This is a genomic window from Pseudomonas sp. F220 (assembly GCF_057813935.1).
In genome coordinates, this window is the sequence record NZ_JBVASJ010000001.1 from 62718 (window position 1) to 75331 (window position 12614).

The window sequence follows — 12614 nt, forward strand, 5'->3', positions numbered from 1 at the left end:
GACTCCCCAGCGCCGAGCCAAACTGCGGGTGACAACAGAATAACTGTTCAGATTTTATCCAATTCAGCCTTTATCCAGTCATCGAGAGCGGGTATCATGCCAACCCTTTTTCGAACTCTAATGATCCGGCCCCACAACAGGGAAGTCCTATGTCGGCGGTACGCATCGGTCCATATACATTGCCTAACGGCTTGATTCTCGCGCCCATGGCGGGGGTCACTGACCAGCCCTTTCGTCAGCTGTGCAAACGGTTGGGCGCAGGCCTTGTAGTCTCGGAAATGGTCACCAGCGACATGAGCTTGTGGAACAGTCGCAAATCGCGTCTGCGCATGATCCACGAAGGTGATCCCGAGCCGCGCTCGGTACAGATCGCCGGCGGTGATGCACAGATGCTCGCGGATGCGGCCCGCGCCAACGTCGAGTTGGGTGCACAGATTATTGATATCAACATGGGTTGTCCGGCGAAGAAAGTCTGCAACAAGGCTGCCGGCTCCGCGTTGCTGAAAGATGAAGACCTGGTGAGGGAGATCCTGCACGCCGTCGTGGCCGCAGTCGATGTACCGGTCACCCTGAAAATACGCACCGGCTGGGATCGGGCGAACAAGAACGGCCTGACGGTGGCGAAGATCGCCGAACAGGCAGGAATCACGGCGCTGGCGGTCCATGGCCGGACCCGCGCCGATCTGTACACCGGTGAAGCCGAGTACGACACTATTGCCGCGATCAAGCAGGCAGTGTCGATTCCGGTCTTCGCCAACGGCGATATCGATTCGGCCGAGAAAGCCCGGTACGTGCTCCATGCGACCGGCGCCGATGGTCTGTTGATTGGTCGGGCCGCCCAAGGGCGACCATGGATTTTTCGTGAGATCGAGCACTTTCTGCGTACCGGCGAAACACTTCCGGCACCGGAGTTGTTCGAGGTGGAACGTATTCTGCTAGAGCATCTGGCCGCGCTGCATACCTTCTATGGGGATGTCATGGGCGTACGCATTGCTCGCAAGCATGTGGGCTGGTATCTCGCAACCCTGCCGGGCGCCAGGGAATTTCGCGCCCACTTCAATCGTTTGGATGATACGGAAGCACAGTGCGCCAACGTTCGTGAGTTTTTCGCCGAACGTTACAAGAGCCTTGTGACAGGGGACGGAGAAGGGGTGGCCGCATGACGATGATGACCGAGACTTTAGTGAGTGGAACAACACCCGTGAGCGACAATGTGAATTTGAAACAGCACCTCAATACACCGAGCGAAGAGGGTCAGACCCTTCGCGGGAGTGTCGAGAAGGCGCTGCACAATTATTTCGCCCACCTTGAGGGCGCTGCCGTCACGGACGTGTACAACCTGGTGCTCTCCGAAGTCGAGGCTCCACTGCTCGAAAGCGTGATGAACTACGTCAAGGGCAACCAGACCAAGGCCAGCGAGTTGCTGGGGCTGAACCGCGGCACCTTGCGCAAAAAACTCAAGCAATACGATCTGCTGTAAGCATTCAATCAAACCAGAAAGGCGCCCGCTTGAAACCGGCCGCCTTTTTTGCTGACTCCTTTGCTTTTGATGGAAATTGAGATGACCGACCAGACTACCCGCCTGCCGATCCGCCGCGCGCTGATCAGCGTTTCCGACAAGACCGGGATCCTCGATTTTGCCCGTGAGCTGGAAGCCCTGGGCGTTGAGATCCTCTCCACCGGTGGTACGTTCAAGCTGCTGCAGGACAATGGCGTGGCCGCAGTGGAAGTCGCGGACTACACAGGTTTTGCAGAAATGATGGACGGTCGGGTCAAGACCCTGCACCCGAAAATCCATGGCGGGATCCTCGGTCGTCGTGGTATCGACGACGCTATCATGAACGAGCACGGCATCAAGCCGATCGATCTGGTCGCGGTCAACCTCTACCCCTTCGAAGCCACCATCAACAAGCCAGGTTGTGATCTGCCGACCGCGATCGAGAACATCGATATCGGCGGCCCGACCATGGTTCGTTCCGCAGCCAAGAATCACAAAGACGTGGCCATCGTGGTCAACGCCAGCGACTACAGCCAGGTGCTGGAAAGCCTCAAGGCCGGTGGCCTGACTTACGCACAGCGTTTTGACCTGATGCTCAAGGCCTTCGAACACACTGCCGCCTACGACGGCATGATCGCCAACTACCTGGGCACCGTGAACCAGGCCGCTGAAACGCTCAGCACCGAAGGTCGCAGCCAATTCCCGCGCACCTTCAACAGCCAGTTCATCAAGGCTCAGGAAATGCGCTACGGCGAGAACCCGCACCAGAGCGCGGCGTTCTACGTGGAAGCCAAGCCTGCCGAAGTCGGCATCGCCACTGCGACCCAATTGCAAGGCAAAGAGCTGTCGTACAACAACGTGGCTGACACCGACGCCGCACTGGAATGCGTAAAGAGCTTCGTCAAGCCAGCCTGCGTCATCGTCAAGCACGCCAACCCGTGCGGCGTTGCGGTCAGCCCGGACGCCGAAGGCGGTATCCGTCAGGCTTACGAACTGGCTTACGCGACCGACACCGAGTCAGCGTTCGGCGGCATCATCGCCTTCAACCGCGAACTGGACGCTGAAACCGCCAAGGCGATCGTCGAGCGTCAGTTCGTCGAAGTGATCATCGCTCCAAGCGTCACTGAAGAAGCCCGCGCCATCGTTGCCGCCAAAGCCAACGTACGCCTGCTGGCCTGCGGCCAATGGTCGGCTGATCGCGCCGCTGCCTGGGACTACAAACGCGTCAACGGCGGTTTGCTGGTACAGAGCCGCGACATCGGCATGATCGGCAGCGAAGACCTGAAAGTGGTGACCAAACGCGCTCCGACCGAGCAGGAGATCAACGACCTGATCTTCGCCTGGAAAGTCGCCAAGTACGTCAAGTCCAACGCCATCGTCTATGCCAAAAACCGTCAGACCATCGGTGTCGGCGCCGGCCAGATGAGCCGCGTCAACTCCGCGCGCATCGCCGCGATCAAGGCAGAACACGCAGGCCTGCAGGTTCAGGGCGCAGTCATGGCCTCGGACGCATTCTTCCCGTTCCGCGACGGCATCGACAACGCGGCCAAGGTCGGCATCACTGCGGTGATCCAGCCAGGCGGCTCGATGCGTGACAACGAAGTGATTGCAGCGGCTGATGAAGCGGGCATTGCCATGGTGTTCACCGGCATGCGCCACTTCCGTCACTGATACACCGATCAACTGTAGGAGCGAGCTTGCTCGCGATAGCGTTCTTTCAGACACATTGATGCTGGATGTGCCGTCGCCATCGCGAGCAAGCTCGCTCCCACAGAAAAGCAGCTGCTTGGCTGCATCAAGAATTAGCGTCATCGAGGTTTTTGAAATGAATGTTTTGATCATTGGCAGCGGTGGCCGTGAACACGCCCTGGCCTGGAAAGTGGCTCAGGATCCGCGTGTCGTAAAAGTATTCGTCGCTCCGGGTAACGCCGGTACCGCCATTGAAGCCAAGTGCGAGAACGTCGCTATCGACGTGTTGGCCCTTGAGCAGCTTGCAGATTTTGCCGAGAAAAATGTTTCCCTGACCATCGTGGGCCCGGAAGTGCCACTGGTGGCTGGTGTTGTCGATCTGTTCCGCTCCCGCGGCCTGGATTGCTTCGGTCCGACTGCAGGCGCCGCCCAGCTGGAAGGTTCCAAGGCTTTCACCAAGGACTTCCTGGCACGCCACAAGATCCCGACCGCCGACTACCAGAACTTCACCGAGATCGAGCCGGCCCTGGCTTACTTGCGTGAGAAAGGCGCACCGATCGTAATCAAGGCTGACGGCCTGGCTGCCGGTAAAGGCGTGATCGTTGCCATGACCTTGACCGAAGCCGAAGACGCCGTACGCGACATGCTCGCCGGCAATGCTTTCGGCGAAGCCGGTTCGCGCGTAGTCATCGAGGAATTCCTCGACGGCGAAGAAGCCAGCTTCATCGTCATGGTCGACGGCAAGAACGTTCTGCCGATGGCCACCAGCCAGGACCACAAACGCGTCGGCGACGGCGACACCGGCCCGAACACTGGCGGCATGGGTGCTTACTCCCCTGCTCCGGTGGTCACTGCCCAGGTACATCAGCGCGTCATGGACCTGGTGATCTGGCCGACCGTGCGCGGCATGGCCGAGGAAGGCAACGTCTACACCGGTTTCCTCTATGCCGGTCTGATGATCGACAAGGCTGGCAATCCGAAAGTCATCGAGTTCAACTGCCGCTTCGGCGACCCGGAAACCCAACCGGTGATGCTGCGTCTGCAGTCGAGCCTGGTGTTGCTGATCGAAGCCGCTCTGGCTCAGGCGCTGGACAAGATCGAAGCACAATGGGATCCACGTCCAAGCGTGGGTATCGTTCTGGCAGCCGGTGGCTATCCTGGTGACTACGCCAAAGGTACGGTCATTGAAGGTCTGGATGCAGCCGCCACACTGGAAGGCAAAGTCTTTCACGCGGGCACTGCACTGAAAGACGGTCAGGTCGTCACCGCTGGCGGCCGAGTGCTGTGCGCCACCGCATTGGGCCAGAGCGTCGACGCAGCTCAGCAGCAAGCTTACAAACTGGCGGCCAAAATCGATTGGCAAGGCTGCTTCTACCGTAAGGACATTGGCTACCGCGCCATTGCCCGCGAGCGTGGCGAAAACCAGGAATAAGCTATCCATTCGGATAGGCAAGGGTCTCTGGCCCTTGCCGTACTATTCCAGCCCCGCGCATAGTTGTAATCTGGCATTAACCTACGAAGGGATTTCGCCGTGCGCTGGCTCAGGATTGCCATAGGTTTCACCGTCAGCCTGCTGACTCTGCTCTGTTTGTTACCGGCTCAGGCCGCGCAAGGCAGTGGCTGGACGGTATTGCTCGACGAAACGGCCGACCTGCAACTGAGCGACATCCGCTCCACCCGCTACACCAATCAATTCAGCCCGATCGAACTGAACCAACTGACCGCTGCCGAGCCTGACGGCGCCTTATGGCTGCGCTTCAAACTCCAGCCAGGCGAACACGAGCAACTGCTGCGCATTTTCGCACCTGATCTGGCGCACCTTAATTTATACGTGCTCGACGACGACAAGCTGATCGAGCAAGTGAACACCGGCAACACTCAGGCTCAGGCCGATAGACCGTTGCCCAGCAGCGACTTCATGCTGGCACTGCCGCAGAGTCAAAAAAACCTTGATGTCTATCTGCGGCTGGTTTCCGAACACCAATTACGTCCTTATATCACTCTGCAATCAGCGGTCATGACTGCGGCCGATCAAGGCCAGACACTGATCTACGGCCTGCTGTTCGGCTGCCTGGCGATGCTGATCCTGCATAACCTGACCCGCTACGCCTACACCCGCTCCAGGAGTAGCGTATGGTTGGCCACCTGCGAAGGTCTGTTGCTGCTGAGCCTGTTGCTTCTGCTGAATCTGGCTAGCCCTTGGCTTCCCGACTGGCACGCCGTACAAACGCCAGGCGCGTATCTGGCCTTACTGCTGACAGCACCTTGCGGCCTGATGTTCGCCTACCGATTCTTCGCCCCCCTTGGCCCACATCCACTGAACAAACTGTTGCTGGGCAATATTCTGTTCATCACCTTGTGTGGCTTGCTGCTGTTGTTTGTCGATACCCTGCCGCTGAACATCATTACTTATGCGCTGGTGGCTCTCGCCGGCCTGAGCATGCTGTTCGTCGCGGCTTATCACTGGCAGAAAGGCTACCGCCCGGCACGCCTGTTCGTTGTGGCCATGGTGATCTTCAACATCGGCACCCTGATCATTCTGCCAGCACTTTTGGGGCTGACCCTGGTGGCTCCGCAAGGTCTGATCATGACGTTGCTCAGCGTCATCTGCATCAGCGGCCTGCTGATGAGCATCGCCTTGGGCGAACGTCAGCGCAGCATCACCGAAGCCCGTTTCAGCGTCAGCCGTGACCTGGCTGCCAGCAACGCCGAGATCAACGCCAAGGCCGAGTTCCTGGCGAAAATCAGTCACGAGATCCGCACACCGATGAATGGTGTGTTGGGCATGACCGAACTGTTGCTGGGCACACCACTGTCCGTCAAACAACGGGACTACGTGCAGACCATCCACAGTGCCGGCAACGAACTGCTCACGTTGATCAACGAGATTCTCGACATCTCCAAGCTCGAGTCCGGACAAATCGAGCTGGACGATGTGCAGTTCGATCTCAACGCCCTGATCGAAGACTGCCTGAGTATTTTCCGGGCCAAGGCCGAGCAACAAAATGTCGAGCTGATCAGCTTTATTCAGCCGCAAGTACCGCGGGTGATCAGCGGTGACCCCACACGTTTGCGCCAGACGCTACTGAGCCTGCTGGAAAACGCGCTGAAGAAAACTGACGAAGGCGAAATCCTGATCGTCGTCGCCCTCGACGAACGCAACGCCAAACCGCGGCTACGCATCGCAGTACAAGACAGCGGCGTACCGATGGACGCCAGCGAACGCGATGCCTTGTTGCATGCTGAGCTGCACAGCAAGAACTTCCTCTCCGCTACGCGTTTGGGTGGCAACCTGGGGCTGGTCATCGCCCGCCAGTTGATCCTGCTGATGCACGGTGAATTCGGTATCAAAAGCGGCAACAATAGCGGCAGCACATTGTGGCTGACGTTGCCCCTGGACCCGGAGCGCCTTGAACACCCCACCTCGGACCTTGATGGTCCACTGCAAGGCGCCCGAGTGTTGGTGGTGGATGACAACGACACCTGCCGCAAAGTCCTGGTGCAGCAATGCAGCGCCTGGGGCCTGAACGTCAGTGCAGTCCCCACCGGCAAGGAAGCGTTAGCTCTATTGCGGACCAAGGCGCACCTGCGCGACTACTTCGATGTGGTCCTGCTGGACCAGAACATGCCCGGCATGACCGGTATGCAACTGGCAGCGAAGATCAAGGAAGACCCGAGCCTGAACCATGACATTTTGCTGATCATGCTCACCGGCATCAGCAACGCACCGAGCAAGATCATTGCGCGCAACTGCGGGATCAAACGCATCCTGGCCAAACCTGTCGCTGGCTACACCCTCAAGACCACCCTGGCCGACGAGCTGACCCAACGCAACAAAGGGCTCGCCATTCCCTATCACGCACCATCAGGCGTGCCTGTACCGATCAAGGTGCCAAGCGACTTTCGCATCCTCGTCGCTGAAGACAACAGCATCTCGACCAAAGTGATTCGCGGCATGCTGGGCAAACTCAACCTGCAACCGGACACCGCCAGCAACGGCGAAGAAGCCCTGCGCGCAATGAAAGCCCAGCGCTATGATCTGGTGCTGATGGATTGTGAAATGCCGATCCTCGACGGGTTTTCCGCCACGCAACAATTACGCGCCTGGGAAGTTGGCAACCAGCGCATGCGCACGCCTGTGGTGGCGCTGACCGCGCACATCCTGACCGAACACAAGGAGCGCGCTCGTCAGGCCGGTATGGACGGGCACATGGCCAAACCGGTCGAGCTCTCGCAACTGCGCGAGTTGGTCGAGCATTGGGTTGCCCAACGTGATGTGCAAAATCAGCCACCCGCTCAAACGTCCTTAGCCGACAGACTGCGCAACGCCTGATAGACTCTCCGTCGCCCTCCTCCGCTGCGAGCTCCAACCATGCTCCACGTGCTGTTCAGCGTTTACCTGAAGATGCTGGTGCTCTACAGCCCCTTCTTCGTTCTGTCCTGTTTCATCAGCCTGACCCGTGGTTATTCCAGTAAGGAACGTCGGCGTCTGGCCTGGAAAGTCGCACTCGCGACGCTGGTCTCCAGCGTCTTGCTGTATCTGTTCGGACGGGTGATTTTCAGCGTGTTCGGCATCACCGTGGACGCCTTCCGCATCGGGGCGGGGAGCGTGCTGTTCATCTCGGCGTTGGGCATGGCTCAAGGCAAGTCGGTGGTGCAGACCGATAACGTGCAGCAGGATGTGACCATCGTTCCGCTGACCATTCCCCTGACAGTCGGCCCCGGCACCATCGGTGCACTGCTGGTCATGGGCGTCAGCCAGCCACACTGGGACGACAAACTCACCGCCATCCTCAGCATCGCCCTGGCCAGCCTTACCGTTGGGGTGGTGCTCTACCTGTCGAACCGCATCGAACGCATTCTTGGCGATCAGGGTTTGCAAATCGTCAGTCGGCTGATGGGACTGTTCGTGTGCGCCTTGGCGGCGCAGATCATTTTTACCGGGGTCAAAGGGTATCTGGTGCCGTAGATCGCTCGGCACCCGCTTCCCGATCTACGGCTTTTCCCCGTACCACCTTGGCGTATACACCCACTCACCACCGTCTGCACGCGGGAACACGCAGGTGGTGGATGAACCAATCAGCACCATGGTGCGCATGTCCACTTGATCGGGTGTCAGCTCGCCAAGGGTGGTCACTCGCAAGGTTTGACCAGGGCGACCGATATCACGCCCTAACACCACGGGTGTTGCGCCCGTACGGTGCTGCGCGACGATTTCCAGTGCTCGACCAAGCTGCCACGGCCGCGAACGGGAGATCGGGTTGTAGAAAGCCAGCGCCAGGTCGGCTTGCGCGGCCAGGTCCAGTCGCTTCTCGATGATGTCCCAAGGTTTGAGGTTGTCCGACAGCGACAGTACGCAGAAGTCGTGACCCAGCGGTGCACCGGCTTGTGCGGCGGTGGCCAGGGAGGCGGAAACACCCGGTAAGATCTCCAGGTCGACGCTGTGCCAGCTCGGCTCACTTGACTCATGCAGGGCTTCAAGCACCGCAGCGGCCATGGCGAACACACCAGGGTCACCCGACGAAACCACCACCACTGAACGCCCTTGGGCGGCCAGTTCGAAGGCATGGCGGGCACGCTGCATCTCTTCGCGGTTGTCGGTGCAGTGCAGCACTTGATCGGCGCGGAACGGCCCGGCCATGCGCACGTACGTTTCATAACCGAGCACATCGTTGGCCTTGGCCAACTCAGCCTTGACCGCCGGCACCATCAGTTCGGCAGCGCCTGGACCAAGACCAATGACCGCAAGACGACCACGGGCGCGACCAACCTGCAACGGATCCAGCGGTTGATTGGCCACTGCGATCGCAATTCCATTGCCGACACACAGTGGCGGCAACAGCTGTGGCACCGCATGCTGCGCCAGCTCGCTGACACTGGCCGCAGCTGCAGCAAAACGCAGGGGCACACCCAGTTCAATAGCCGCTTCACGCAACTGAGGACTGGCCATTTGCGTGTCGGCAGCCAACAGGCACGCGACCGATTGAACGGCGATCTTCGCTTCATGCAGGGCCGCGCGAATCGCTGGCGCAAGATCCACCACGCTGGCGCTCACCGCCACCAACACACTGCGTGGATAGATCAGCAGTTCATTGGCCGCAGGCTCACGCTCGGCACAGCCGACATGGATCGCCAGCCGCGCGTGTTGATCTTCCGGCAACTGCGCCTTGGCCAGCCAAGGGGCCGCACCTTCGATACGCACGCTTTCGCCAGCGAGCAAATCCGAGACAAAGCGCTTGCCCAACTCCAGATCACCCAAGGCATAGCCGCTGGGTGGGTTGAGCAGACACGTGCCAAAGCGCAATTCACCGCTGGTGGTGATGGCTGCCGCGACGCCCAAACCCTGGGCAATTTCTCGCGCAAGGACGTTCACCCCGCCAAGCCCGCCGAGTAACGGCACCACTGCGCTACCGTCTTCAGCGACGGCCAATACCGCAGGCTCGGCGCCTTTCTCCAACAGCAACGGCGCCAGCGTCCGGATCACGATCCCGGCAGCGCACAAAGCGATGATCGGCGTGTCCTGTTGATAGAGCTGGCGCAAGGTCGCGCCGAATTCGTGATAGGTCCGATCGGCGCCTTCGACCCGTTCGGCCAGGCCGTGGATCAAAGCGTCCGGGTACAGCTGCTGGATCTTGCGCGCAGTGGCGAGGCTGCCATTGCCCAGAATGACAATGGCCGGAGCAGAACGAGTCATCAGCCTTGCCACCTTTCGCCGGGAACAATGATCAGCGAGAAGTACGGCGAGGACATCGGTTCAACCTGATCCAGTGGCACGATCTTCTGGTTGGCCATGGTTGCACGCTCGACATACAGAGCCCGATTCGCCAGCCCTAGTTCTTCCAGTACCTGACGAACCTTGGGGAAGTTGCGCCCCAGCTTCATGATGACCGCCGCGTCAGCATCGGCCAAACGGCGCTTGAGGTCTTCGGCGGGCAACACACCGGACAACACCGACAGGCTCTGATTGCGATACACCAACGGCGCACCGAGCACCGAAGCGCCGCCGAGCATCGAGCACACGCCCGGTACCACCTCGGCGTCGTAGCGCTCGGCCAGACGGTCATGCAGGTACATGTAGGAGCCGTAGAAGAACGGGTCGCCTTCGCAGATCACCGCCACGTCGCGGCCTGCATTCAGATGCGCGGCGACTTCCTCGCTGGCAGCGTCGTAGAAATCGCTAATCACTTGCTCATAAGACAACGGCGCCGGCAGTGCTTCGGTGGTCACCGGGTAGACCAGCGGCAGCAAGGTTTGCGCGTCTTGCAGGTGAGCTTCGATGATACCGAAGGCATTGCCCTTTTTGCCCTTGGCGACAAAGTACGCCACCACCGGCGATTCGCGCAGCAGGCGCAGGGCTTTAACCGTAATCAGCTCCGGGTCACCCGGGCCGACGCCCAGGCCAATCAAGCGTCCAGGTTGCTGCATCATTCGATCTCCGTAGCGAGGGCGTTGACAGCGGCGGCGGCCATGGCGCTGCCGCCCAGTCGGCCTTGCATGATCACAAAGGGCACGCCACGGCTATCCGCGGCGAGCATGGCCTTGGACTCGGCGGCGCCGACGAAACCCACCGGAAAGCCGAGAATCAATGCCGGTTTCGGCGCGCCGGCATCGAGCATTTCCAGCAAATAGAACAACGCGGTCGGCGCGTTGCCGATCACCACCACACTGCCTCCCAGATGCGGACGCCAGAGTTCCAGTGCGGCCGCTGAACGGGTGTTGCCAAGCTCGCGCGCAAGGTCCGGCACGCTCTCATCGCGCAGGGTGCAGATCACCTGATTGTTGGCGGGCAAACGCGCGCGGGTCACACCCTCGGAGACCATTCGCGCATCGCAGAGAATCGGCGCACCGGCGGCCAGCGCATCGCGCCCGGCCTTGCCCGCACCCGGGGAGAATTGCAGACCATCGATCGCGTCGACCATCCCGCAGGCGTGGATGACGCGTACCGCGAGTTTTTCCAGGTCGGCCGGGATTCGGTCCAGGCGGGCCTCGGCGCGAATGATCGCGAAGGAGTTGCGATAGATCTCCTGACCGTCGCGGATGTAATCAAGCATCAACGTTGCTCCGTGGGCAGGCGTCGAGCAATGCGCCTGCCGCTTCAATAGTGAGGTTGCGCGCGTGCAGGGCGCCGAAACCCGGCTGCCCTGCATCGCGAAAATAGAGATCGTATTGGCCGGAGGCGACGGCCAACAAGGTAACTGGCGCACTGTGCGCGGCGGCGCACGAACGCGGGCAGCCGGACAGATGAACGTTCAACGCAATGCCTTGGCGTTGCAGCAGCGCAGCCAATTGCAGCGCATCGCCCTTGGTGTCGGCCAGGCCTTTGCCGCAGCCACTTGAGCCGGTGCAGGCGATCAACTGCGCCAACGCCTGATCGGTCGAACACAGCAAACCGAGTTGTTGCAGGCGTTGCGTCACTTCAGACGCATCTTGCGTGCGGATATTGGGTAACAGCAGGCTTTGCCAAGGGGTAAACCGCAGGCTGCCATCACCGAACTCGCTGGCCAGTTGCGCAGCACCGCAGAGCATCGCCGGATCGAGGCGACCCAAAGGCGTGACTGCGCCGACATAGACACGCCCCGTTTCGCGCTGTGGATAAGTGCCGGTATGCAACAGCTTCGGCGCGTGCGGCCGCTGCCAGTCATTGATAGCGATTGACGGCACACTCAAGCGCTCGGCCAACATCTGTAAAAAGTTATCCACCGGCAGTTCTGCCAGCAGATGGCGCATGCGTGTCTGCTCCGGGCGAGCCAGGTCGAGAAACAGCTCCAGCACCGCGACCACCAATTCATGCCCTTGAGCGAGCGGCACTGCGGCCAATGGTTGGTCTATCGGACAACCCGCCAAACCGAAGGCCAGCAGCAACTCACCGTTCAACTCACCCGCCGACAGCCACAGATCATGAGGATGTTCGAGCATTGTCAGCGCTTCGCCGCCATCGAGCTGCACAGCGAACTTGGCCGACAAGTCGTGGAAGCGCTCATGGTTTTGCAGAGTGGCGAGAATCTGCTCGGCGAGCGGCCGAGTGTCGATCAGCATGCGTCGGTCGATCCCGGCGCTTGGGCTGAGCATCAGATTGCGTACATCGTCACCAGCCGCCGTGGTCGGGCCGAGACCGGCGGCGAGCAGGCTGTGGATCAATGCCGTCTGCTCGCTGCCAATCCCGCGAATCTGCAGGTTGGCGCGGTTGGTCGCCTCGATCACGCCACCGGCGTAACGCTCGGCCGCGTCGGCCACCGCACAGGCTTGCGCCGCGCTAATCGAACCGCCAGCCAGCTTGATCCGACAGATGCCGCCGTCCAATGCCGGGACGATACGCAGCAACCCCGGACAGGCCGAGGGGCGTAAGGCGGTGGACATCTGACGTTCGTTCAAAGGGGCAACCGGCTGAGAGGTAGAAGCACTTCGCGGGCGAAGGCGCGGTATTATG

At 60.4% G+C, this 12614-nt stretch carries 10 protein-coding genes; 6 read left to right on the forward strand and 4 right to left on the reverse strand.

Annotation, left to right across the window (positions count from 1 at the left end):
• The first annotated feature begins 149 nt into the window (after positions 1-149).
• From dusB to ACZYSM_RS00315, 6 genes are all read left to right on the forward strand, one after another.
• Positions 150-1163, forward strand: coding sequence for a tRNA dihydrouridine synthase DusB (dusB, locus tag ACZYSM_RS00290; RefSeq protein WP_489067715.1), 1014 nt, complete (start codon positions 150-152; stop codon positions 1161-1163).
• On the forward strand, positions 1160-1480 hold the full coding sequence (fis, locus tag ACZYSM_RS00295) for a DNA-binding transcriptional regulator Fis (RefSeq protein ID WP_003186237.1): 321 nt from the start codon (positions 1160-1162) through the stop codon (positions 1478-1480). Before dusB ends, fis begins: the two co-directional genes overlap by 4 nt.
• An 81-nt stretch (positions 1481-1561) precedes the next feature.
• The gene (gene purH / locus ACZYSM_RS00300; RefSeq protein ID WP_489067717.1) at positions 1562-3169 is read left to right on the forward strand and encodes a bifunctional phosphoribosylaminoimidazolecarboxamide formyltransferase/IMP cyclohydrolase; all 1608 of its coding nucleotides are present in this window, start codon (positions 1562-1564) and stop codon (positions 3167-3169) included.
• Positions 3170-3323: 154 nt separating this feature from the next.
• Positions 3324-4619 carry a phosphoribosylamine--glycine ligase gene (gene purD / locus ACZYSM_RS00305; RefSeq protein ID WP_489067719.1) on the forward strand — a complete coding sequence of 432 codons (1296 nt, stop codon included), beginning with the start codon at positions 3324-3326 and terminating at the stop codon, positions 4617-4619.
• A gap of 99 nt (positions 4620-4718) precedes the next feature.
• Positions 4719-7520 carry a hybrid sensor histidine kinase/response regulator gene (locus tag ACZYSM_RS00310; protein WP_489067721.1) on the forward strand — a complete coding sequence of 934 codons (2802 nt, stop codon included), beginning with the start codon at positions 4719-4721 and terminating at the stop codon, positions 7518-7520.
• Positions 7521-7559: 39 nt separating this feature from the next.
• Complete coding sequence (locus ACZYSM_RS00315) at positions 7560-8156, forward strand: MarC family protein (protein ID WP_489067723.1); 597 nt, start codon at positions 7560-7562, stop codon at positions 8154-8156.
• 24 nt (positions 8157-8180) lie between these two features.
• Here ACZYSM_RS00315 and cobJ read toward each other — a convergent pair whose 3' ends face one another.
• The 4 genes from cobJ to cobG are packed head-to-tail and all read right to left on the reverse strand — an operon-like array spanning position 8181 to position 12544.
• Positions 8181-9881, reverse strand: coding sequence for a precorrin-3B C(17)-methyltransferase (gene cobJ, locus ACZYSM_RS00320; RefSeq protein WP_489067725.1), 1701 nt, complete (start codon positions 9879-9881; stop codon positions 8181-8183).
• Entirely contained in the window at positions 9881-10612 is a 732-nt protein-coding gene (locus tag ACZYSM_RS00325; RefSeq protein WP_489068265.1) for a precorrin-2 C(20)-methyltransferase, read from the reverse strand. The genes cobJ and ACZYSM_RS00325 overlap by 1 nt, the downstream gene beginning before the upstream one ends.
• Entirely contained in the window at positions 10612-11238 is a 627-nt protein-coding gene (locus ACZYSM_RS00330) for a precorrin-8X methylmutase (RefSeq protein WP_489067727.1), read from the reverse strand. The genes ACZYSM_RS00325 and ACZYSM_RS00330 overlap by 1 nt, the downstream gene beginning before the upstream one ends.
• Complete coding sequence (cobG, locus tag ACZYSM_RS00335; protein ID WP_489067729.1) at positions 11231-12544, reverse strand: precorrin-3B synthase; 1314 nt, start codon at positions 12542-12544, stop codon at positions 11231-11233. The genes ACZYSM_RS00330 and cobG overlap by 8 nt, the downstream gene beginning before the upstream one ends.
• Positions 12545-12614: the final 70 nt, after the last annotated feature.

Bases quoted from the DNA above. Each gene is read 5' to 3' on its own strand.
- ACZYSM_RS00315 (WP_489067723.1), top strand. From the start codon at position 7,560: ATGCTCCACGTGCTGTTCAGCGTTTACCTGAAGATGCTGGTGCTCTAC.
- purD (WP_489067719.1), top strand. From the start codon at position 3,324: ATGAATGTTTTGATCATTGGCAGCGGTGGCCGTGAACACGCCCTGGCC.
- dusB (WP_489067715.1), top strand. From the start codon at position 150: ATGTCGGCGGTACGCATCGGTCCATATACATTGCCTAACGGCTTGATT.
- ACZYSM_RS00330 (WP_489067727.1), bottom strand. From the start codon at position 11,238: ATGCTTGATTACATCCGCGACGGTCAGGAGATCTATCGCAACTCCTTC.
- purH (WP_489067717.1), top strand. From the start codon at position 1,562: ATGACCGACCAGACTACCCGCCTGCCGATCCGCCGCGCGCTGATCAGC.
- fis (WP_003186237.1), top strand. From the start codon at position 1,160: ATGACGATGATGACCGAGACTTTAGTGAGTGGAACAACACCCGTGAGC.
- ACZYSM_RS00325 (WP_489068265.1), bottom strand. From the start codon at position 10,612: ATGCAGCAACCTGGACGCTTGATTGGCCTGGGCGTCGGCCCGGGTGAC.
- cobJ (WP_489067725.1), bottom strand. From the start codon at position 9,881: ATGACTCGTTCTGCTCCGGCCATTGTCATTCTGGGCAATGGCAGCCTC.
- cobG (WP_489067729.1), bottom strand. From the start codon at position 12,544: ATGTCCACCGCCTTACGCCCCTCGGCCTGTCCGGGGTTGCTGCGTATC.